Origin of the sequence: Chamaesiphon minutus PCC 6605, assembly GCF_000317145.1 — a bacterium.
Classification (GTDB): Bacteria; Cyanobacteriota; Cyanobacteriia; order Cyanobacteriales; family Chamaesiphonaceae; genus Chamaesiphon; species Chamaesiphon minutus.
On the sequence record NC_019697.1, the window covers coordinates 2588240 to 2610870 of the forward strand.

Annotated in this window: 26 protein-coding genes and 1 tRNA gene; 7 read left to right on the top strand and 20 right to left on the bottom strand. The window is 45.9% G+C overall.

Going from position 1 to position 22631, the window contains the following annotated elements:
* The first annotated feature begins 232 nt into the window (after window positions 1–232).
* From CHA6605_RS11950 to CHA6605_RS11970, 5 genes are all read left to right on the top strand, one after another.
* A complete protein-coding gene (locus CHA6605_RS11950; protein WP_015159696.1) occupies window positions 233–748 on the top strand; it encodes a hypothetical protein in 516 nt (171 codons plus the stop codon).
* 393 nt (window positions 749–1141) lie between these two features.
* Window positions 1142–1747: a macro domain-containing protein gene (locus CHA6605_RS11955; protein WP_015159697.1), complete on the top strand. Its 606-nt coding sequence runs from the start codon at window positions 1142–1144 to the stop codon at window positions 1745–1747.
* Window positions 1748–1884: 137 nt separating this feature from the next.
* Window positions 1885–2181: a hypothetical protein gene (locus CHA6605_RS11960; protein WP_015159698.1), complete on the top strand. Its 297-nt coding sequence runs from the start codon at window positions 1885–1887 to the stop codon at window positions 2179–2181.
* Window positions 2178–2543: an aspartyl protease gene (locus tag CHA6605_RS11965; RefSeq protein ID WP_015159699.1), complete on the top strand. Its 366-nt coding sequence runs from the start codon at window positions 2178–2180 to the stop codon at window positions 2541–2543. Before CHA6605_RS11960 ends, CHA6605_RS11965 begins: the two co-directional genes overlap by 4 nt.
* Window positions 2544–2862: 319 nt before the next feature.
* Window positions 2863–3525, top strand: a complete 663-nt coding sequence (locus CHA6605_RS11970) for a hypothetical protein (RefSeq protein ID WP_015159700.1) — start codon at window positions 2863–2865, stop codon at window positions 3523–3525.
* A 228-nt stretch (window positions 3526–3753) separates the two neighbouring features.
* On the opposite strand, the gene CHA6605_RS11975 is transcribed toward CHA6605_RS11970, so the two are convergent.
* From CHA6605_RS11975 to CHA6605_RS12010, 8 genes are all read right to left on the bottom strand, one after another.
* A complete protein-coding gene (locus CHA6605_RS11975) occupies window positions 3754–5157 on the bottom strand; it encodes an NAD(P)(+) transhydrogenase (Re/Si-specific) subunit beta (RefSeq protein ID WP_041549213.1) in 1404 nt (467 codons plus the stop codon).
* Window positions 5158–5234: 77 nt separating this feature from the next.
* The gene (locus CHA6605_RS11980; protein WP_015159702.1) at window positions 5235–5531 is read right to left on the bottom strand and encodes an NAD(P) transhydrogenase subunit alpha part 2; all 297 of its coding nucleotides are present in this window, start codon (window positions 5529–5531) and stop codon (window positions 5235–5237) included.
* A gap of 378 nt (window positions 5532–5909) precedes the next feature.
* Window positions 5910–7064 (bottom strand): Re/Si-specific NAD(P)(+) transhydrogenase subunit alpha, encoded by a 1155-nt coding sequence (locus tag CHA6605_RS11985; protein WP_015159703.1) that lies wholly within the window; start codon window positions 7062–7064, stop codon window positions 5910–5912.
* A gap of 474 nt (window positions 7065–7538) precedes the next feature.
* Window positions 7539–7895, bottom strand: a complete 357-nt coding sequence (locus CHA6605_RS11990; RefSeq protein WP_015159704.1) for a DUF5615 family PIN-like protein — start codon at window positions 7893–7895, stop codon at window positions 7539–7541.
* The gene (locus CHA6605_RS11995) at window positions 7895–8137 is read right to left on the bottom strand and encodes a DUF433 domain-containing protein (protein ID WP_015159705.1); all 243 of its coding nucleotides are present in this window, start codon (window positions 8135–8137) and stop codon (window positions 7895–7897) included. Before CHA6605_RS11995 ends, CHA6605_RS11990 begins: the two co-directional genes overlap by 1 nt.
* A gap of 333 nt (window positions 8138–8470) precedes the next feature.
* Complete coding sequence (locus tag CHA6605_RS12000) at window positions 8471–8680, bottom strand: hypothetical protein (protein WP_015159706.1); 210 nt, start codon at window positions 8678–8680, stop codon at window positions 8471–8473.
* Between the two features lie 69 nt (window positions 8681–8749).
* On the bottom strand, window positions 8750–8965 hold the full coding sequence (locus tag CHA6605_RS12005) for a hypothetical protein (protein ID WP_015159707.1): 216 nt from the start codon (window positions 8963–8965) through the stop codon (window positions 8750–8752).
* Window positions 8949–9224 carry a BrnT family toxin gene (locus CHA6605_RS12010; protein WP_015159708.1) on the bottom strand — a complete coding sequence of 92 codons (276 nt, stop codon included), beginning with the start codon at window positions 9222–9224 and terminating at the stop codon, window positions 8949–8951. Before CHA6605_RS12010 ends, CHA6605_RS12005 begins: the two co-directional genes overlap by 17 nt.
* A 115-nt stretch (window positions 9225–9339) precedes the next feature.
* Between CHA6605_RS12010 and alaS the strand changes: the two genes are divergently transcribed.
* Complete coding sequence (alaS, locus tag CHA6605_RS12015) at window positions 9340–11976, top strand: alanine--tRNA ligase (RefSeq protein WP_015159709.1); 2637 nt, start codon at window positions 9340–9342, stop codon at window positions 11974–11976.
* Window positions 11977–12193: 217 nt separating this feature from the next.
* Here alaS and CHA6605_RS12020 read toward each other — a convergent pair whose 3' ends face one another.
* Both CHA6605_RS12020 and CHA6605_RS12025 read right to left on the bottom strand, forming a co-directional pair.
* The gene (locus tag CHA6605_RS12020) at window positions 12194–12553 is read right to left on the bottom strand and encodes a darcynin family protein (protein ID WP_015159710.1); all 360 of its coding nucleotides are present in this window, start codon (window positions 12551–12553) and stop codon (window positions 12194–12196) included.
* Window positions 12554–12567: 14 nt separating this feature from the next.
* Window positions 12568–12957, bottom strand: a complete 390-nt coding sequence (locus CHA6605_RS12025; protein ID WP_015159711.1) for a (2Fe-2S) ferredoxin domain-containing protein — start codon at window positions 12955–12957, stop codon at window positions 12568–12570.
* Window positions 12958–13035: 78 nt separating this feature from the next.
* Here CHA6605_RS12025 and CHA6605_RS12030 point away from each other — a divergent pair, with 78 nt between their 5' ends.
* On the top strand, window positions 13036–13665 hold the full coding sequence (locus tag CHA6605_RS12030) for a TetR/AcrR family transcriptional regulator (RefSeq protein ID WP_015159712.1): 630 nt from the start codon (window positions 13036–13038) through the stop codon (window positions 13663–13665).
* 5 nt (window positions 13666–13670) lie between these two features.
* Here CHA6605_RS12030 and nrdR read toward each other — a convergent pair whose 3' ends face one another.
* The 10 genes from nrdR to CHA6605_RS12080 form a co-directional block, all read right to left on the bottom strand.
* Window positions 13671–14216, bottom strand: a complete 546-nt coding sequence (gene nrdR, locus CHA6605_RS12035; RefSeq protein ID WP_015159713.1) for a transcriptional regulator NrdR — start codon at window positions 14214–14216, stop codon at window positions 13671–13673.
* A 221-nt stretch (window positions 14217–14437) separates the two neighbouring features.
* Window positions 14438–14539, bottom strand: coding sequence for a photosystem II reaction center protein T (locus CHA6605_RS12040; protein ID WP_015159714.1), 102 nt, complete (start codon window positions 14537–14539; stop codon window positions 14438–14440).
* 107 nt (window positions 14540–14646) lie between these two features.
* Window positions 14647–16176 (bottom strand): photosystem II chlorophyll-binding protein CP47, encoded by a 1530-nt coding sequence (gene psbB / locus CHA6605_RS12045; RefSeq protein WP_015159715.1) that lies wholly within the window; start codon window positions 16174–16176, stop codon window positions 14647–14649.
* Between the two features lie 429 nt (window positions 16177–16605).
* On the bottom strand, window positions 16606–17067 hold the full coding sequence (locus tag CHA6605_RS12050; protein WP_015159717.1) for a GNAT family N-acetyltransferase: 462 nt from the start codon (window positions 17065–17067) through the stop codon (window positions 16606–16608).
* 92 nt (window positions 17068–17159) lie between these two features.
* A tRNA-Ala gene (locus CHA6605_RS12055) sits at window positions 17160–17232 on the bottom strand.
* Between the two features lie 291 nt (window positions 17233–17523).
* Window positions 17524–19290 carry a R3H domain-containing nucleic acid-binding protein gene (locus tag CHA6605_RS12060; protein WP_015159718.1) on the bottom strand — a complete coding sequence of 589 codons (1767 nt, stop codon included), beginning with the start codon at window positions 19288–19290 and terminating at the stop codon, window positions 17524–17526.
* Between the two features lie 92 nt (window positions 19291–19382).
* A complete protein-coding gene (gene ldpA, locus CHA6605_RS12065) occupies window positions 19383–20480 on the bottom strand; it encodes a circadian clock protein LdpA (RefSeq protein ID WP_015159719.1) in 1098 nt (365 codons plus the stop codon).
* 266 nt (window positions 20481–20746) lie between these two features.
* The gene (locus CHA6605_RS12070; RefSeq protein WP_015159720.1) at window positions 20747–21364 is read right to left on the bottom strand and encodes a hypothetical protein; all 618 of its coding nucleotides are present in this window, start codon (window positions 21362–21364) and stop codon (window positions 20747–20749) included.
* Window positions 21365–21367: 3 nt separating this feature from the next.
* The gene (locus tag CHA6605_RS12075; protein WP_015159721.1) at window positions 21368–21715 is read right to left on the bottom strand and encodes an STAS-like domain-containing protein; all 348 of its coding nucleotides are present in this window, start codon (window positions 21713–21715) and stop codon (window positions 21368–21370) included.
* A gap of 20 nt (window positions 21716–21735) precedes the next feature.
* Window positions 21736–22626, bottom strand: coding sequence for a chemotaxis protein (locus tag CHA6605_RS12080; protein WP_015159722.1), 891 nt, complete (start codon window positions 22624–22626; stop codon window positions 21736–21738).
* Window positions 22627–22631 lie beyond the last annotated feature (5 nt).

Sequence of the window (22631 nt, forward strand, 5' to 3'; positions counted from 1 at the left end):
TGTGTAGACATTTGGAGAGAGATGGGATCTCCTCGTGCGCGCCATCCAATTCACTATGACTCAAACTATTGACGATTAGCACCAATTGTTTCCGCAATCGAGTCAACTGAGACTGTCTAGATAATTTAGTGGAGATATTTTTCAGCGATCGCTATTTAAGTTGCAACTTATTTAGCTATTTGTTGACAAATTGAATTACACTGTATTCGGTTATCCCTTCACCATCGATCTTATGAATCGTCCATTCAGTCTCAAAAATCTATCTTTAGTCGTCGCTACATCATCTATTTTGCTCTGCTCCTTCTCCCCTATTGCTAATGCTGGCGAAACGGATGCCAGAGTAAAAGCTGCTTTAGAAAAAGCAGGGATAAAATACGAAATAACCAGTGATGGCGATTTTAAAGTACTCGTAACTTGCCCGAACGATCGGACACAAGTAGTGTTAATCGATTCTAATACCAATAAAATTAATGGCACGACTGTAGAGCTAAGAGAAGTTTATGCACTTGCTTACAAAAGTTCTGGACTCTTATCGGCAGAACTCAGCGATAAAATGATGAGGCAATCTCATGAGAAAAAAATTGGTTCTTGGGAGGTAATTCGGACGAGCAGCAATAATAATTTAGCGATATTCACAGCTAAAGTCGATGCAAAGTTAGATGAAAACAGTCTGGCTAAAATAATTAACTCGATCGGATTAGTTGCTGATAATATGGAGAAGGAAATATCTAACAAAGATGAATATTGAACTAGCAAGGATGAATACCGATCGACATTAAGAGGATGTCTGAAAAGTCTAATTGCTTCGTTTACGCTGGGTAAATCCCCCTGTCTTGTCGCACACAAACGGGAGGGAACCTCCCGTTCGATGCGCCGCTAAATCCCCCTTAAAAAGGGGGACTTTAAAATCCGTTTCCCCCCTTTTTAAGGGGGGCTAGGGGGGATTCTCTAGGGTTTGAGCTTAACAAAATTGAGTTTTCAGACATCCTCTAAGCATTTCCAATCATCGATCGTTGTCGGGCGCGCTCTGGAGAGAACCTCCACCGCGCACTGCAAAGTTCAAAATGGGATGACAACATTGTGACTCGACATCTCGCTTAGGATTGACAAACTCGATCGAGCTTGATATCTTCGATCGCATATGAATCGATCGAAAATCAAATTAATTTTAGTAGCCCCAAACTACGCACTATTCCAAGCATTTCAAGAACGTTTCGCTTATTTCCCGAATGTAGAAGTCGCTAATTGCGGCTTCGAGCGATTAAATACTTACGACTGTCTCGTCAGTCCCGCCAACTCATTTGGCATGATGGATGGGGGTATGGATGCCGCAATTACCGAGTTTTTTGGGATATCCCTAATGGAGCGAGTTCAACAAAAGATCCTCGATGATTATCTCGGCGAGCAATCAGTTGGCACCTCATTTATCATCGCCACCGGACATCCGCAGCATCCTTTTTTAGCCCATACGCCCACCATGCGCGTCCCGATGCAAATCGTGGGCACAGATATCCCCTATATCGCCATGTGGGCAATGCTATTGGCTGTCGAACATCACAATCGCCATCAGTCACAAAAGATCGCGACTGTTGCCTGTCCTGGCTTGGGCACGGGCATCGGACGGATTTTGCCTGCGGAAGCTGCCAGACAAATGGCGTTAGCTTACGACAATTTTATCTATCCACCAAAGTTTCTCAACTGCTTTGTGGCTGCATCTAGACAACTTCTGATTTGGGAAGGGGTGTAGCTAGTAGTGTTGGGAGTGAGTTACTTTTTTGCGCTCCTCGCTCCCCGCTCTCATCTCTAGCTGTTCATACCTGAATCTGGCAACGCCGAGTTTGGTATAATCAGAAAAGAATAATATACAGCGCAGTCGATCGGGTTATGACTCAGCTAAATAGTAACGACGCATCCATTGCACCCAACCCTGCCAAAATTGCCAGACGCGGACAGGATCTTTATAATCGATCGATCCGAGCGCAGGTAGAAACCCGCGAAAATCTCGGTAAAATTATCGCGATCGATCTTAATACGGGCAACTATGAAATTGATGATAATTTATTAGAAGCGACCGATCGACTGCAATCTCAATTTCCCAATGCTATTATTTGGGCAGAACGAATTGGATTTAATGCTGTTTATGCAGTTGGTGGTTCTTTGACAAAGGTAGATATATCGTGATTAATGGCATTGTCATCGGACGGCAACCACAAGTAAAAGTCCTCGTGCGGATCTCTGGCTATCCAGATCTAGAAATTGGTTGTGTAATTAATACAGGCTTTGAAGGAGCTTTGACTTTGCCAGTTGCCGCAATTGCCAAGTTGCAACTGCCTTATGTGGCAACTATTAACTCCAACCTTGCTAATGATGAAAATTTGCCGACACCAGTTCACCGCGCAACAGTTGTTTGGGATGGAGTAGAATTAGAAGTACCCGTATTAGCCATGGGTCGTCGTCCGCAAGTCGGCACTTTACTACTCAATAATTGCAATCTAAATATCGATTTTAGCGATGGTAGTATTTTGAGTATCGAGGCTTTGTAGAGAAGATCGCTATTTATAAACTACAGCGATTAAAATCGCCGCTGGTGATGCAAAGTCTGCCTACGCAGACTAATTATAAAATTTCTTAACGAACTTGACTATATATTGCAAATTATAAATCCTAACAAATAGAATCTCGATCGAACTCTGGAAAACTTGTGAACTCGATCGCCTAAATTTCCTAACTATTAACCCAATTGACTGTGACGACGATCGCATCGAGTAAGAGACTATTTTTGTTTGTGGAATATACTGATGGCAGTAGTTAGATAGATGACTATAACTACTAGTAGCAATCTAGATCTGCGCTTTCGGTTATATGCTGCAACTTCAACTAATTCACTTACTTTATTTAGGCATAATCTTGGCACCTGGAGTCATATCTGGCGCGATCGTCACCTGGAAAACTCGATCGCCTTGGTCTTTATTTGCCACCATTGGTTATTCCCTACTAGGTTCGGTAATTATTGCCATTAGCACGATGCTATTGGGTAAATTAGTCGCACCATATTTATTACCGTGGCTCGGCACCTGGACGACCCTCATCGACTTTTCTCAAACACCAACCAACTCTCAATTTAGCTGGTGGTATGGATATTTTCATTATTATCTCTTATCATACTTGCGCTATTCACTAGTAGCCCCGATCGGGACTGTTGCTGGTGCTACCTTAGCTGGAATGCTAATGGTAGTAAGATATCGGTTACTGCGTGAAGGTGGAAAATTCGAGCCGTATTATGCTTGGACGGCTGGCTTGGGAAGTGCGACAATTGGCGGTGTATTGGGTGTATTTTCGATTCTTTTGCTATCTTGGCTGGGATTGAAAGGACTAGAGCTAGCAAATGGTTTGTTTAGATCTAATGGTGGCTGTTTCACAAGTTTCGCTCAAATAACTTGGGGCATATCTATCCTTATTAATGGTTTGGTTTGTGGATTAATCAGTGCAGTTTGCGGTATTAAGTTTGCGAAGTTTTTGATATAAGTAGATGGGCATAATTAAATATAAGATATTGCGTAGGGTGGGCACTGCCCACCAGCTAGGTTTCAGGCAAAATCTATTAATCTATAATCTATTTTAAAAATAATTGCGCCTACCTACTTAGTAGAAGGCAGCGGGTAATGAGTAACGGTTAATGGGTAATGGAGAGCAAAAGGACGCTTGCGTCCACTATTTTCACTATCCACTATCCACTATCCAATATCCACTAACTTACAATTGTTTAATCTCCGAAACTAACTTACCGACGACATCTTTGGCACTACCAAATAACATCATAGTTTTGTCGAGATAGAATAACTCATTTTCGACACCAGCAAAACCAGTACTCATCCCGCGCTTAATTACGATCGTGTGTTTGGCTTTATCTACATCCAGAATCGGCATCCCAAAGATTGGACTATTGCTATCGCTGCGCGCCGCTGGATTGACGACATCATTCGCACCGATGACTAATGCCACATCCACTCGATCGAATTGGGTATTGATATCATCCATATCGTAAAGTTGGGGATAGGGCACATTCGCCTCAGCCAACAGCACGTTCATATGCCCCGGCATCCGCCCTGCAACTGGATGAATTGCATATTTGACCTCCACGCCCAATCGATCGAGTTGGTCGGCCAATTCGCGCACGGAGTGTTGAGCTTGAGCGACTGCCATTCCATACCCTGGAACGATGACAACTGATTGAGCGTAACCCAGCATCATCGCACATTCTTCGGCATCGACACTGCGCGCCGTGCGATCTTCTACCGCTCCACCAGCACCACCTTTACCAGATTTCACGCCACCAAAGGCACCGAATAACACGCTACTAAGCGATCGATTCATCCCTTTACACATAATCTGTGTCAAAATAATCCCCGACGCACCAACCAATGCACCAGCGATAATTAAGATATTATTCATCAACACGAAACCCGCCGCCGCCGCCGCAATTCCCGAAAACGAGTTCAGCAACGAGACAACTACAGGCATATCCGCACCACCGATCGGTAAGACGAATAATACACCTAAAATTAAAGCGATCGCAGTCAATCCTAAAAATACCAATTCATCCTTCGGTACGGTTAGAAAATAGCCACTACCGACGACAAAACTCGCAAATAGTAAGATATTTACAGGCTGTTGCAACGGGAAAGTAATCGGCGAACCCGACATCAATTCTTGCAACTTAGCAAAGGCAATTAAACTCCCAGTGAGCGTAATTCCCCCGATGAGAATACTTAAAATTAAAGTAATCCGACTATCGATCGAGGGTACCTCCGCCGCAGGCAATCCGCGCAGAAACTCCGCCACCGCAATCAGCGTCGAAGCTCCACCACCCAAACCATTGAGCAACCCCACCATCTGCGGCATCTCTGTCATGGCAACTTTATAAGCACCAATCGCCCCAATCGCCGAACCGATGGCAATGCTTAAAAAGATGACTGAATAATTGACAACGCCAGCATTTAGTAACGTCCCCACAACCGCCAATAACATCCCGACAGCCGCGATCGTATTTCCCTGTCTTGCCGTTGCTGGCGAACCCAAATACTTTAACCCGATAAAAAATAGCGCAGTCGCTACCAAATAACTAATCTCAATCCCCGTGGGGATAAATCCAGTAATATCCATAATTAACAAAAAACACCACTTATAATCGGTGAACTACCAACTACCAACTACCAACTACCAACTACCAACTATCAACTAACCTTTGTTTCTTTTTTCTTGAACATTTGCAACATTCGATCGGTAACTAAGAAGCCACCGACAACGTTAATAGTTGCCAACACGATCGCGATCGCACCCAAGATGGTAATTAAATTATCGCCAGGATTGCCAGCAACTAATAAAGCACCAATTACCGCAATGCCAGAGATCGCATTAGAACCAGACATCAACGGCGTATGAAGGGTTGGCGGGACTTTATTAATAACCTCAGCACCTGCAAGGGTTGCCAACAAAAAGACAAATAGAGCAGCAATTAATGTTGAAGACATAGATTTTATGAAGTGTAAGATCTGTAGGGGCGGGTTTGCGGCGCGCGCACGCCTTTGTTTCCCGACGGTTTGCGACTGAAATCACGCGGAGAGTGGAGGAGCATGTGTTTCAGTCAAGACAGCGCGACAAGACAATGCTAGTTTTTCCAAACGAAGCAAGCCATTCAAGAACAAACCCGCCCAACCCACTAGAGAGTATTAAGAAATCCGTGCGGTTGGAAACCGCCGCTCGTGGTGAGAAGTCCGCCTACGCGGACTAAGAAATTCAGTCCGCGTAGGCACGCGCTCCTCAGCTTTGCCGAGGGTTTAGCGTGACAAGACAGCGGACTTTGCATCATTAGCCACGATTTCAATCGTTGGCATAATTTTAGAACTCGATTAAGCAACAACCGAAGGTTGACTGGTACTTTCGACAAAATTCCGAACTCGATCGTGACAAATCTTGCCCTCGTGAGTCACACAAGTACTGCTGACAATATCGTCGGCAAAATCTAAATTTAATACACCATCCTTAATCAAATATTGCAACAAAGTACTAATATTTTTGGCATACAATTGACTTGCATGAACGGGCACAGACGCGGGTAAATTTATCGTCCCAATCACCATTACCTGATGCCTGTCGATCGACTTACCAGCCTCCGTATAAGCACAATTCCCACCCTGTTCGGCAGCCAGATCGACTATTACCGAACCGGGACGCATTTGGGACACCATTTCGGCAGTAACTAATAATGGAGCCTTCTTCCCTGGCACCTGCGCTGTGGTAATCACCACATCAGCCGATCGAACGTGTTGAGCGATCGTTTGTTGCGTCAACTCCTGTGCCGACTGCGAAACCTCTTTCGCATAGCCATTTTCGCCGACAGTATCCTCAGTCAAAGGCACCTCGATAAACTTAGCACCCAAACTCTGGACTTCCTCGCGCACCGCTGGACGAATATCAAACGCCTCGACAATTGCCCCCAAACGTCTGGCAGTTGCGATCGCTTGTAAGCCAGCCACCCCAGCCCCAATTACAAATACCTTTGCAGGCGCGATCGTCCCGGCTGCCGTAGTCAACATCGGAAAGTACTTGGGCAGAGCCGCAGCCGCCAATAACACCGCCTTGTAGCCCGCGATCGAAGCCTGAGAAGAGAGCGCGTCCATACTCTGAGCGCGAGTACTGCGGGGAATCAATTCCATCGCCAGACTCGTCACACTCTGACGGGCAAGCTGACTCATCAATTGCTCGTTTGCCAAAGGTGTCAAGCAACTAATCAACGTCGCACCCGATCTCAATTTACCAGCCTCCGCTGGATTTGGCGGCGCAACTTTTAGCACCACATCAGGTTCGCCCCAAAGCCTTTCAGTATCGGTAATAATTTCTGCACCAGCTTGAGTATATGCCTCATTACTCCAAAACGATTTTTCGCCAGCTCCAGCTTCCACCCAAATTTCCAAACCCTGTTTCACCAACCTGGCAACCAGATCGGGAATCAGGGCGACACGCTGCTCGCCAGGATTAGTCTCTTTGATAACTGCAATTTTCATGCCAAACTCCGTAAATTTTGCGGCGGGGATGATTTTGACTTAAATCTCAAATCCAAAATTTTCGAGATCTCGATCGATGCTACTTGCTTAATGTTTATTTTAAAGACCGATCGATTTAACGATCTAGCTTTGGTAAACATTCAGCATAATTGTGTTCTGTGTAACAGAAAATGTTCTATCTACCTTGTTTAATGGGTGTGGTAATCAGAACATTTCCAAGAGCCGACTTCTAAATTAATTCAATTTAGTCCTGAAAGGGATAAATATTGGTCAAGTAATCTTAAATTAATAGTTAATTTAAGTAACATACTCTTAACATCTGCGACTTGGCACAGCGATATAAAGATCGACAGTCGCGATCGACTATGATTCAGAGTCCAGACAGTAGCCGTATGTATTACTGTGAATGTGAAGCGACTCGATTCTCTCAGGAGAGGCTACACTAAAGAATAATTGACCTTGCCAATCGATCGACTAAGGTAAAGGGCGTTGTCGAATTCTATCCCGTTCTAAGATCGTAAACCATCCCTCAATCTGCAATTCCTGAGTCTGAAACAAATTCAATAAGATCGCTGCTGGTTCTTCTGGTGTATGAGGACGAAATCGTAAATAGATGACACCTTTTGGTGGGGGTAATCGAAAACGATAGATGAGTTCGCCATAATCACGGTCGAACGTCAAAATTATCCGTTGCTCATCAACCGCACGAGCCAATACTTCAGTATCTTCAATTCCTGGTGAGTCTTCAGTTATGGACGCGACTTCATAGCCTGCTTGTCGCAGCAGTTGAACGCTAACTAATGGGAAGTTTTCATTAGCCAGAAGCTGCATTAACCTACCTCAGATAATAAAGATGTGTAATATACATCGTCCTTGAGGCATTCCGCCGCAAAAGCGAAGACTGCTTGGATCGATCGAGTATTCAGAGTTGGATAGTTTTCTAAAACCTGCTGTTCTGTCCATCCTTCTGAAAATAGTCCGAGAATAAATTCAACCGATAGCCGCGTTCCTTTGATTACAGGCTTTCCGAGCAGGATTTTGGGATCTGAATGAATATATGTTTTCCAGTCCATGATTGTGTTCTCCTCTGGGGTTTTCGTCTATTATCCTTGATTTGCTTAGGTTGTTGCTATGCGAGCGAATCTCAAGGATCTAGAAACTCGATCGAATAACTGACGTTGCAAATCGATAAGCAAAAATATTTGTAGCAATCGCTATCTCGATTTTTCACTAGCTTATTATGCTGTGTTTTTATCATGGATCGCCGACTTTATAGGAGCCTAGAGAACATTTCAATTCCAAGCAAATACCAGACGAACTGGATCTAGATCGCTAATTTGTGCTGACACTAATAAACCTCGAAGCATCAAATCCTTCAATAAAGTTAAATCTTTGACTGTCGCGCATTATGCCTGTGGTGGTTCTGATTCTAATAGTTGGGCTAACTTGTGAGCCGCTGCATGAGAATCAAATGGCGACCAAATTTCGTAAGTTGCACCAGGTTGTAAGGCTGGTTCCTCATCTTTAGCTAGTTCTGTCACTAAAAACTGCATGACCTTTAACTTATCTGCACGAGGCAAATTTCTTAGCGTTGGAAATAGCTCTGTTACTGTCATAAGTGTCGAGATGATTCACTTCATCCTTTATTTTGTCACAACTAAATCGACTCCAACTGTGCTGTTTAACTACTGCTGTCGATCGGCAATTTTGACTAACAATCGCAACGCTTCATTTACAGATGCGTCAGTTGGAAAAGCTTTAGCAATATCGGGATCTAAGAGAACCAAGTTGGTACCAGATCGATATCGCTGAACGTATTTACCTCTTACACCCCCCTGCATCGCAGCAAAATCATATTCAGGGCGTAATTCATCTTCTAGTTCGTCAACTTCCTTCTTCATAAAACCTCTTTTCTGCGCGAGTAGCTGTTCTAGCACTGATGATGCGAATCCGCTCTTCTCTTTCAGTATGGGAGACAACCAATAATTGCCCCAAACTAGACATCCCAATTATAATGTAGCGGTTTTCGCCAACGGAATGGTCGGAGTCCGGAAATGTCATAGATAATGAGTCATCGAATACGGTTGCGGCTTCCTGGAAAGAGATACCATGCTTGCTCAAATTGATAGCAGCTTTATTCGGGTTCCACTCAAATTCCATGCAGAAGCTTTCATAACTGACAACTTTGGCATTTTAGCAGGTTGTTATTGCCGAAGCCAAAAATGGCACAATAGAGAGATAGCAACTATACTGCCATCCCTATATTTAAAGTCCTATGTCTGCTCTCAAACTCAGCGGTGCCGAGATACGTCAAGCCTTCCTCGATTTCTATAGCCAGCGGGGGCATCAGCCGTTACCGAGCGGTTCCTTGGTGCCGGAAGATCCGACGGTGTTATTGACGATCGCGGGGATGTTACCATTTAAGCCGATCTTCTTGGGTCAACGTAGCCCCGATTTTCCGCGTGCGACGACTTCCCAGAAATGTATCCGTACCAATGATATCGAGAATGTGGGGCGGACGGCGCGGCATCATACGTTTTTTGAGATGTTGGGCAATTTTAGCTTTGGGGACTATTTTAAGGAACAAGCGATCGAATGGGGTTGGGAAATCTCGACAAAGGTGTTCAATCTGCCGCCGGAGCGGTTGGTTGTCAGCGTGTTTGAGGATGATGATGAAGCTTTTGCCCTGTGGCGCGACAAAATTGGCGTGAATCCCCTGCGAATTAAGCGGATGGGAGCGGATGATAATTTCTGGGTATCGGGGCCTACGGGTCCTTGTGGGCCGTGTTCGGAGATTTATTATGATTTCCATCCCGAATTGGGGAATGACAACATCGATTTGGAGGATGACAGCAGATTTATCGAGTTTTATAATCTGGTGTTCATGCAGTACAACCGCGATGTCGATGGCAATCTCACACCGTTAGCGAACAAGAACATCGATACGGGGATGGGTTTGGAGCGGATGGCACAAATCCTTCAGGATGTACCGAACAATTATGAGACGGATCTGATTTTTCCGATCGTCCAAACAGCGGCAGAAATTGCCGGAATTGATTACAATTCTAGCGATGAGAAGACCAAAACTTCCTTGAAAGTAATCGGCGATCATATTCGCGCGATCGTCCATATGAATGCCGATGGAATTCGCGCATCTAATGTCGGACGCGGTTATATTTTACGTCGCTTATTAAGACGGGTAGTGCGTCACGGTCGATCGATCGGAATTAATGACCACTTTACAACTAAAGTAGCCGAGACAGCGATCGTGTTATCGGAATCGGCATATCCAAATGTTCGATCGAAAGCTGATAGTATCAAAGCCGAATTACAAAGAGAAGAAACCCAATTCCTCAAAACCTTAGAACGCGGTGAGAAGCTCTTAGCCGATTTAATTATAGATGTCAAAGCAAAAGGAATTACCCAAATTAATGGTGCAGATGCCTTTAAGTTATATGGTACTTATGGTTTCCCATTAGAATTAACTCAGGAAATTGCTGAAGAACAAGGTTTGACGGTGGATGTTGAGGGTTACGATCGGGCGAAGGAGGACGATATCAAAAATACTCCTGATACCCATGGAGGTATCGATCTAACAGTTCAAGGTTCGTTAGATAAACTCGCAGATACAATTCATGCGACTGATTTTATCGGCTATCACCAACATCATAGTACTGCCGAAGTTGTGGCATTGTTATTAGCTGGTGAAGTTTGCGAGGAAGCAGATGCGGGAATGAATGTCCAAATTGTCTTAGATAAAAGTCCCTTCTATGCCGAATCTGGCGGACAAATTGGCGATCGCGGGTACTTGTCAGGCGATAATTTATTAGTCCGCATCGATGATGTCAAGAAAGAATCAGATTTCTTCGTTCACTTCGGCACGATCGAACGGGGAAATTTGCGAGTTGGCGATACAATTACCGCCCAAATCGATACCGCTTGTCGTCGTCGCGCTCAGGCAAATCATACAGCAACGCATCTATTACAAGCAGCTTTAAAACAACTCGTCGATCCTGAAATTTCGCAAGCAGGTTCGTTAGTTTCATTCGACAGATTGCGGTTCGATTTTAACTCTCCTCGCGCGCTCACACCCGATCGAGTTCAACAGGTAGAAGAGTTGGTAAATACCTGGATTACCGAAGCACATTCAGCCGAAATTGAAGTAATACCGATCGCTCAAGCTAAGGCTAAAGGTGCCGTTGCCATGTTTGGTGAAAAATACGGCGATGAAGTCCGTGTGATCGATTTTCCTGGCGTATCGATGGAATTGTGTGGGGGTATCCATGTGAATAATACTGCCGAAATTGGTGCATTTAAAATCATCAGCGAAGCGGGAGTTGCTGCGGGAGTACGGCGGATCGAAGCGGTAGCGGGTAATGCAATTTTAGACTATCTCAATGTTCGCGATAAAGTAGTCAAAGAATTGAGCGATCGGTTTAAAGCCAAACCCGAAGAAATCCTCGATCGAATCTCGACAATGCAAAGCGAACTCAAAGCCAACCAAAAGCAATTAGAGACGATTAAGGGCGAACTCGCAATCGCTAAATCCGAACAGTTACTATCGCAAGCGATATCGATCGGTGAGTTTAAAATCATTATCGCCGAACTCGGCGACGTGGATGCTAATTCACTCCAAACTGCGGCGGAACGGTTATTAAATAAGCTCGGCGAAGGCGCGATCGTGCTAGCATCGATTCCCGAACCGGATAAGGTTAGTTTGGTAGCCGCTTTTAGTAAGGGTGTAAATGCAAAGGGTTTACAGGCTGGGAAGTTTATCGGCAATATCGCCAAAATCTGCGGCGGTGGCGGCGGTGGGCGACCGAATTTGGCTCAGGCTGGGGGACGGGATGCCAGTAAGGTGAAGGAGGCTTTGGCAGTGGCCAAGGCGGAGTTGGAGGCGGGTTTGAGTTGATTAGGCGTGCGGTTGAAACCGCTGCTTGTGATGCAAAACCCGCCTACGCGGGTTAGGGATATTAGTCCGCGTAGGCGGACTTTGCAACACGAGCGACGATTTCAATCGTGCGGTATTCGATCGTGCAATCTAATCTAAATCGACTCCCCATTTCCCCATCGATTGCAATCCTTTAGATAACAGTTTCTTGCCAAGTAGCAGCAGCTACAAGTTGTTTTCATTTTACTAATTCAGATATAGAGGAGACTTCATTAAAAATAGCATAAGCATTTTCGCTCGCAGGTACGATCTCGACAATTTCAAAATACGTGCCCCAAAATAGTGTCTCTCTGAGCTGTTCGACTAAGGCTTGATACTCCTTTATATCCGCTGTTTCCCACCTCATTACATCTGTAAATCGCCCCAAAAATGCCTCAGAATCAAAGAACCGCATTTTGACGGCAGGGTGTCGATCGAGAATTGGCTTAATTATCTCGTCGATAAACTCAAATCTTTGTAGCGTCGGAATTTGAAGCCAACTTGCAGTTGTTTTCAATAACATAAAATACACATGATTTAGCTCTGTTGTTGCGGTCATAATAGCCTCCTAATTTAGCGATCGCCAGCAATCTCGCAGCGTTTTAACGGTCTTCCGGCGATTAAATGGCTTTCGACGATATCGGGGATATTTTCACTCGTCAGATGACCGTAGAACGTCCGATTGGGAAATAACAATCGCTGTAATTTCATGCGGATTTTACGCGGCAACCATGCAAATTCACGCCAGTTAGTGCGATAAACTAGAGCCACTGCGCCCGCTTCGCACCGATCCAGACATCCTGACTTTCGCACTTCTACACGCTCCTCCAATTGGCGCATTGCTATTTCCGATTGAAATCGATCGTAAATCTCTAGGGCACCCGCACTACAACAACAGCCGCCAGTACCATCGGCGGCGCGCTGTTTGGTACACACAAACACACGGTATTTAGGTAAGTTCATACTGTTTCAATCTCCGAATAATTATATAATATGAGCTAATACTCGTATTGACAACTCGCGTTCTATTTAGGTGCTCTCATGCCGCGTAAACCTACGACAACGCCTCGTAAACTGCCACAGCAAGATCGCTCGAGAGTTACATTCGAAGCGATTTTAGAGGCAACTGCTCGCATTTTGGTAGAGGAAGGCTATGATAAAGCCAACACCAATCGCATTGCCGAACGCGCGGGGATTAGTATCGGCTCGCTCTATCAGTATTTCCCGAACAAAGAATCGCTAATGACGGCTCTGATTGAGCAACATTCACAGGAAATGGCCGAATTAGTAGCAACAAAGCTCAATCGATCGATCGACTCGCCATTAGAAATAGTAATTCCCGAAATCATCTCAGCAGTAGTGGCGGCTCATGCCATTAATCCTCGGTTACATCAAGTATTGAGCGAGGAAATTCCGCGTTCTGGCAGATCCGAGCAAATGCAAGCAGACGAACGGATTGCCGAACTGTTGCGGACATATCTCGAACGATGGCGCGATGCGATCCAGCCGCAAAATATCGATCTGACGGTGTTCATTTTGAGTCAAACTGTTGACTCTTTATGTCATGCTGCTGTCATCGAACATCCCAATTTTGTCAGTAATAGTCAGTTTGAACGCGAAGTCTCTAATTTATTACTTTCTTACCTGATTAAACCCATTTCAGAATACTGAATTTCCTAGTCTGCGAAGGCGGACTTTGCAACACTAGCGGGGGTTTCCAACCCCACAGCAGTTCTAGTAACTTCAGACTCTTCACAACGCTCCCGATCCCTAACTTCATTCAACTGATGCAACGTGTCTACAAAGTCGCGAATGCCTTGAAATTGGCGGTAGACAGATGCAAATCGAACATAGGCTACTTCGCTCAACGGGCGTAACTCTCTCAATACTAGCTCGCCGATTTCAGCGGTTGTCACCTCTCTGACAGCACGCGCTTGGAGTTGAGATTCGATATCATCGACGATCGATTCTAGTGTATCGGGGGTGAGTCCGGTTTTCTGACAGGCGTGGATTATCCCCCGTAGCAGTTTAGATCTGTCAAAATATTCTCGCCGCGCATCTTGTTTAATGACGGTAACCGGAACGAATTCCAATCGTTCGTAAGTAGTAAAGCGATGTTTGCAGCGCAAGCACTCCCGCCGTCTGCGAATACTCTGTCCGGCTTCTGTCGATCGAGATTCCAAGACCCGACTATCTGTATATTGGCAGTACGAACATTGCATTTGGGACTGGGGGACGCGGAGTGGATGGGTGGATGGGTGGACTGTACCACCGTAGGATGGGTGGATGGGTAGATGCGAGTGTTTCCTATCCCTTGCCTTCTGCCTTCTGACTTCTACCTAAAGCCCAAAGCCTAAAGCCTAAAACCCCCTAAAAAGCAAAATCTGAGCTGCTTAGAGATTTCTCTAGATTAGCTCAGATTGTGACTAAACTGAATTGTTGTTTATTTTTTGCGGGGGATTTTCGCAGGTTCGCGAAACGTAATTGCAAAAAAGACTGTACCCAATGCTAGTGCCGTTACCAAAATATAAATAGTTGCTTCCATTGTCAGAGTCCTATGAGATTACTTTTAGTGTAACAAGGGTCGGAGGATAAGGGTTAGCGATCGGAGCAACCAAATCTCAAACCCCTTATCCTCACAACTTCAGATGCTTAAGCTTCTTTTTTCCGAGTAGTTGGGTCTCCCAATTTCTGGAACAGACCGAATTCGACCTGCTCTTCCATATCGGCTTCTACACCAGCAAATACGTCGCGGTAGATCGTCCGCGAACCATGCCAGAGGTGACCGAAGAAGAAGAATAAAGCGAATACAGCATGACCGAAAGTGAACCAACCGCGAGGACTGGTACGGAATACACCGTCAGATCCAAGTTTTTCACGATCGAATTCAAAGATTTCGCCACCTTGAGCTTTGCGGGCAAACTGCTTGACTTGAGTAGCGTCTGTAAATGTTTGACCATTTAGAGCACCACCGTAGAAGCTAGCAGTGATTCCAGCTTGCTCGAAGCTGTATCTCGATTCTGCCCGACGGAACGGTACGTCTGCACGAACCACACCTTCAGAGTCAGTCAAGACTACAGGGAAACTTTCAAAGAAGTTAGGTAGACGACGCACGCTCAGTACGCGACCTTCAGAGTCTTTAAATACTGGGTGTCCTTGCCAACCTTGAACGATACCATCACCTTTGTTCATCGGGCCAGTCCGGAATAGACCGCCTTTAGCAGGGCTGTTACCTACATAGTCATAGAAAGCGAGTTTGTCAGGAATTGCCTGCCAAGCTTCGGCTTCAGTTTTACCATCTTCGACGCTAGACTGAACGCGACGTTGGATTTCTTGTTGGAAATAACCGCTATCCCACTGATAACGAGTCGGGCCGAATAATTCGATCGGTGTAGTTGCGTTACCGTACCACATGGTACCAGCAACGATAAAAGCTGCAAAGAATACTGCGGCGATACTAGAAGAAAGTACGGTTTCGATATTCCCCATCCGCAAAGCTTTGTAAAGCCGTTCGGGCGGACGCACTGTGAGGTGGAATAATCCAGCAATAATCCCGACTGTACCTGCGGCAATATGGTGAGCGACTACGCCACCAGGATTGAACGGATTGAACCCAGACGGCCCCCATTCTGGCGCGACAGGCGCGACATGCCCCGTGATACCAAATGGGTCGGATACCCACATTCCTGGCCCGAATAGACCAGTCAGGTGGAACGCTCCGAAGCCGAAGCAGAGTAAGCCAGATAAGAACAAGTGAATCCCAAACATTTTGGGTAAATCTAGTGCAGGCTCGCCAGTGCGAGGATCTGTAAACAGTTCCAAGTCCCAATAAACCCAGTGCCAGATCGATGCCAAAATCAGCATCCCTGAAAGGATAATGTGAGCGGTAGCAACACCTTCAAAAGACCAGAAGCCAGCATCTGCTGCCGATTCACCTGGAACAATACTCCAACCACCCCAAGATTTGGTAATCCCAAGACGTGCCATGAAGGGCATGACAAACATGCCTTGTCGCCACATTGGGTTGAAAACTGGGTCGCTAGGATCGAAGTTTGATAATTCAAACAAAGCCATCGAACCAGCCCAACCAGCAACTAAAGCTGTGTGCATTAAATGTACGGATATCAGCCGACCTGGGTCATTCAGGACGACTGTATGCACGCGATACCAGGGTAGTCCCATCGACTACGATCCTCCTTAAAATAGGTGTCTACGAAAATTCTTATTTTTTAAATAATCTCATGCATTATGTTATCCGCTTACAACCTCCGAGGCAAGGCGATCCCACTAGATTCATTTCGCATTCATAAATCGGCTCAAACCGCCACACGACTAGACGCATAGTGGTTCTAGCTCTTTCGACAAAGCTAATTTAATTAAGATTTGTCCTCAGAATGTTTACAAATGTTAATAGTTGGGGTGTGAGAGCAGGGGGCGGGGAGCAGGGAGCGGGGAGTTGGGAGAGAAGTCTAGGAGCGTATACTTTCGATGGAGTCGGTAATGTTGTCCTTAAGATAACGATCGATGACCCACTTTAAAATTAGGGTAACAACAGTAGTACCGTTAAATAAATATTTGTGTAATGTTTCTTAAGTCCGATCGGGATATTTTCTAAGCTTCAATCCCATCTAAATTTGCGGCTGCGTTTGTTGCACTCGACTGTGAGGCATGGAGCACCATGGTAGTGCTGCTGTTAGTGATAAAACCGAGCCGCTCGTAAAAACTTTGATGGTGGGTGGTAAATAGATAAACGCGTTCGACTCGCTCCATGCAAGGATGCGAGAGCACCGTTGTGACTAACTTACGTCCTAAGCCCAACCGTTGATAATCGGGGTCGATGACCACATCCCAGATTGTCGCCCGATATATACCGTCAGATGTGGCTCTGGCAAACCCAATTAGTTTGTCTTCATCCCACGCTGAAACCACGGGTTCGCTACGATCGATGGCAATTTTAAGATCTTCAACTCGTCGATCGACCGCCCAAAATGCACTTCTATTTAGAAGCGTTTGGAGTCGATCGAGGTCGATATCTGCACTGCGCTCGCTAAACCGAATGGATTGGACGTTCATTAGCTGAATCTAGATGACTTATAAGCGTGTTTGCTGTTACTTACTGTAAGTCATCCCAGCCAATTCATAACTATTCTATTGTTAAATTTCAATGGAGCCAAGGAGGCTCGAACTCCTGACCCCTACAATGCCATTGTAGTGCTCTACCAACTGAGCTATGGCCCCATACTATTTTCTAATCTACTCGATCGGGTTTGTGCTTGTCAAGGGATTAGGTTTTAGGCTTTAGGCTTTAGGCTTTAGGTTTTAGGCTTTAGGTTTTAGGGATTAGGCTTTAGGCTTTAGGTTTTAGGCTTTAGGCTTTAGGTTTTAGGTTTTAGGCTTTAGGTTTTAGGTTTTAGGGATTAGGCTTTAGAAGAGAAATTATAGATATGAATCGTCTCTTTCTTCAAAGAGAACTCTTAATACCTAAAGCCTAAAGCCTTTATGTTCAGACCTAAAACCTAATGCCTAAATCTAAGCTGGGAAAATCCGCAGACGGCGATTGGGTTCTTCGCCGAAGCTAGTAGATTTAAGGTGATAGTGCTCGACTAGTTCGTGTTGCATCTTGCGGACGGCATTCGATCGAGGCAACAATTCGACGGGTTGACCTTTGGGGATGACAATTTGTTCGACTGCCAATCGGGCTTCTTCTAATGCTTCCACCTCATCCTCGCTGGCATTCTGGGTGAATAACCGCAGATCGGCTTCTTCGGGGATGCCCGGATCGTCCATATGCAGCATTCGCCGTAAGGTGCGGGTGATTTGCGGAATCGTGCCAGATTTGACGCTATAGATCGGTACTTGGCGTACTTTGCTAATTTGGCGTAGTTTGGCGTGATTTTTGATGTGGGTTCGCAGTGCGAGGACGGCATCGGCACTACCCATATCTTTGGTGAGGACGACAGGTAGATTGAGGACTTCAATTACCTGCTCCAATTCGTCGCGACCGATGCCATAGGGGTAGACATGCAGCGGTAATTCTTCGCCATTGGCACCAACGGTAATCCCTGTCGCCATTCCCGCAGACATCATGGCTTCATCGCTGTCCCAGTTTTGGTCTAAGAGTTGCGAAAAGCCCAGATCGGCCTCTAGAGTGGTTTGAGAGGCGTTGGTGGCTAAAGTACTAGGCATGGGTGACATCCGCCCGCTCGATCGCCAGCCACCGTTCGTTGCGGGGATATTTGGCGCGGGCATCAGGCCGTTTTTGGCTGGTTCGGGCAGTTCGCGGACGATCGAGACTTTGCCAGCTTCATTTACCGTGCGGACTTGAGTCGTCGGTTGACGACCGCGCAATAAGGTATCCACCATTTCGGAGACGCTATCGTGGACGACCCAGCGATGGCGTTCGTGCATTTCGACAGCGATTTCAAAGGTGGGCGGTGCTTTGCGTTCGAGGACGGTTTTTTGGGAGGAGCGGCGGCGCGCTTCTTCGTCACCGAGGGTGACGGCTTGAATCCCGCCGATCAAATCGGAGAGAGTGGGGTTTTTGAGCAGGTTTTCGAGGCGATTGCCGTGAGCGGTACCGACTAATTGGACGCCGCGTTCGGCGATCGTGCGAGCGGCTAAAGCTTCAAGCTCCGTACCGATTTCGTCGATGACGATGACTTCGGGCATGTGGTTTTCGACGGCTTCGATCATCACTTGGTGCTGAAGCTCGGGACGTGCGACTTGCATCCGTCTGGCTCGACCGATTGCCGAGTGGGGAATATCACCATCGCCTGCAATCTCGTTACTCGTATCGATAATGACAACCCGTTTGCCCAATTCGTCGGCTAATACCCGCGCGATTTCCCGTAGGGCGGTAGTTTTGCCCACCCCAGGACGACCCAACATCAGGATCGATTTGCCCGTTTCGACGAGATCGCGAATCATATTAATCGTGCCATAGACGGCGCGACCCACGCGACAGGTCAACCCGATAATTTCGTCTGTGCGGTTGCGCATACAGCTAATTCGGTGCAAGGTGCGCTCGATACCCGCCCGATTGTCGCCGCTAAATAAGCCCAGTCGATCGACACAATGCTGAATGTCGGCTCTGGTTACTGCAACATCGCTGAGATATTCTGCTCCATCGGCAAATCTCGCCTCAGGATAACGCCCCAGATCCATCACTACTTCAATTAGTACGCTGAGTTTAGGATGGTTTTCTAAAGCGATCCGAATCGATTCCGGCAACACCGCCAATAATTGGCTGAGGTCATCGGTAATTTGCATTCTACCCAAACTTAAATTTTCGTCCATTACGGGTTGTTATTGGTGATTTTTTGCTTGTTTCTGGCTCGCCGATTCACTCCGAGATCCTGGCATCGTTTTATCCTTGCCTAACTGCATCATTAACTAAAATTATGGGCAGATTCTCCCTTCAATTGCCCGACTAGCTCTGTCGCGATCGTCACAGCCGCAACCATTAAGTCTGAATGCGCTTCCAATCTCCCTGGATTATCGGTGCGTGCGTCCAACTTGTCCAGCAGGGGCGACAATAAGACCCGTGCGTAACTGCCGTAAGCCACACCATGAATGTGTTTGTTGTCAGTTGGCGGCAAAAGTGCGCGTTCCCGTAGCTTGGGGACGGTGTAATGGTTGGTACCACCTGCTAGTTGCACGTAACCTGGGAGATTGGCGGCTAAGACTTTTTCACCCAATTTAATTGCGGCATGAGTCGTCCCCGCGCCGATATCCCCGCTCATCGGCCTACCATCGGTTTGCCAAAGGAGTGTAAAGGGGAGTGGGTGAGGATCGTAAGTGGCGGAGATCGTCGCGTGGAGCGATCGCAGATACGAGATTAATTCGTCGCTATCGGGACAACTAATCGCCAGCAATTTAAGATGGTGTGCGGCTGGTGCCAAGACGCTCCACAACTGCCGAAAGTCATCTAAATGACCCGGCTGAGTATGAATTTCGATCGCGTCGATACCGTCCTCCGCCGTGAGATAGGGAAGGATACTACTGGGAGTTGCCGTGCGATCGTGGGTTACAATCAGTCCTAACGGACAAATTGGCAAACAGCGACCGCAACCATAACACCGACTATCGATGACCCCCTGCTGAGTGCTAGTAAAGGCGATCGCATCAGCCGGACAAATCCGCACGCACGGACGCGGGCAATCGATCGGACATTGGGATGGGTTGAATTCTGCTTTCCGAAAATGTGGGTCTATGCCATCATTTAAACTCACCATCAGCCACGGGATATCTACTATTGGATCTCCCGAATCTCGATGTGCCTGGGCTAATTTGCGAGCGGTGTGGATGCCATCTTTAGCGGCGGTAATTACCGCTAAGTCGGCAGCAACATCGATACAATCAGCTCCAGCTAATGTATAGGCAATCGCGAGATTGCGGATGGCTGGTAAGTGCCCAAAGCTAGCACCACAGATGAGTTTAAACCATGTACCCCTAGTTAATGAATTTAAGGGTGAAGGATATAGCACTAGGACTTGGATGAATTTTTTCTGACACTATTGCTAGTGGAAATTTTTAGATATACCGAGTAAAAACATTCATGACATTCACCCTCTCTGTCCTAAGTTTGTCAGCGTGCTGATGTATGAATTATATCTAGATTTACAGGCGCATAGCTAGGAATCGCCTGGATGTTAATTTTCTGTAATGGGATCGAGATCGGTTCAGATCTGATGAGATTATAGCTCGATCGACTGCCATAACTGGCGATCTTTGTTGGGTCGAGGTTAAATAGCTAACGGCGTAATAATTTGCCTTTTGCTTTTGCCGATCGAATTGCCTGATAATTACTAGTGAATAACTGAATATTTGGGACAGTAGAGTAATCCATGTCGTCAGTGAGGACTTTGACTTGTCCAGGATTAGCTTTATGGATGGCTTCTAGAATAAATAGATCGTAGCCATCCAGAGCTTGGGTTTGAAAGCGAGCTAGTGCTGCATTTGTAGTATCTTCATCAACTATCAGTTCATTAATAGGTACTGCCAAAGATTGAATCTGCATCCAGGCTGTTTGGAGTAAGTTGACAACTTTAGAACGTTCGTTGGGGTGATTATGGCGAAATTCTTTGGCTGTCAGAGACAGGTTATTTCTTTTGTTGTAAATCTCACACTCAGTTCTTTCAATGACGTGGGCTAATTCTTCCAGCAGTAGCCCACAATAGGACAAGGTTGAACCATTTTGCCGAGCGGCTTTGAGATAAGCTCCATATTCTCGAATTTTTGATGAATTTTTGGCATTAGGGTAAGTTTGCCAAATCCAGACGTTAGTATCTACTAAAAATATATCCGATTGCTGTGGGCGATCGGATAAAATATCAATTACCTGAGCTTCAACCTTGAGATCGATCGTCATAATCTAGAAGCTGGCGGCATATTCTTCCATAACTGTATCGACAGCTTGACGATGAGCGGGATCTGAGTAGTAAGGCTTGGCGTTCTCAATGACTTGTGACAGAACGGTTTCACCGTGAGGGGATAGATTCTCAATGATAAGTTTCTCGTTGAGAGTATCAGAGGGGATATCTTGCAAAAGCTGTCCGATAGCTACGTTGAAAAATGCTGATGCAAAAACTGTGACTCTTTCAAAGTCAAGCTCTACAGTTTGTCCCGTCTGGAGTTGGGGGTGAATCAGATCGAAGAGTTGTTGTCCGTCGTCAAACGAAATTGCATATTGTCCGGTAATTTCATAAACGATGTAACGCATTGCTTTTTTCTCCCCTGTTTCTAAAATCGTTTCTTCACCCCGCTAGTAACCTCTGATGCTAGGCAGTAATATGACTCATCGCATTTGAAGGCTATGTTTATCAGTGTTCCCTGAAAATCGAGCGTTCTTTTTTCATATATAACTTTATTATCTTTGATGTTGACGTATCCGTCATTGCTAAATATTTTCAGATTACCTCGATTGGTCGAAACGAAGTTCTGTAATGTACTCAGCCCTATCCCTCTTTTGAAGGTTTTGATGGCGGTACTGTTTCCAGGTTGAAATGCCCATTCTAGGGCTTGGGCTGAATCTAACGATTGATTTTGGGATAGAGATCGAACGTTGTTGGCTATGCCCTGACCAAAATCAACAATCGTTAGGTGTAGCTCTTTCTTGTTGGGGTAGTTTTGCCCGCAACTGAACACACCAAGCGAGGAGTTGCTATGTTCAAAGGCATTAGCATAGATTTCCCACACACTACCAGCGATCGCACCCTGTAAGCCAGAGCTGATATTGACCCAGCTTTTTCCTAACCAATTATTTAGCAGGTATTCCATTATAGCACATTTGTTCTGGTCTAGATCTTGGCGATAAGGAATAGAATTGCCACTCCAAGGCTCTATCCCTCGATTGAAACCGAACAAAAATCCATTTTGAGCGAGATTAGTGTGAACTTTGGGCTGTAATGTCTCCCAGTCGAAGTTTAACTGTCCGCCTTTCGAGCGAACGTGATGACTGAGTCCACCAAGAAACGCTACCCCAAGGTGACTCAGAAAGCTGCACTTTTGAAAATCAAGGGTCAAGTCTGAGGAGGTATCAAGTTTTTGGTTTACCGTGTGCCAGATCTCTAACAAGGAGTGGCAATGCTTCGATGTGTGATAGATGACGGGGATTTCGATTTTGACAGTCATGTAGT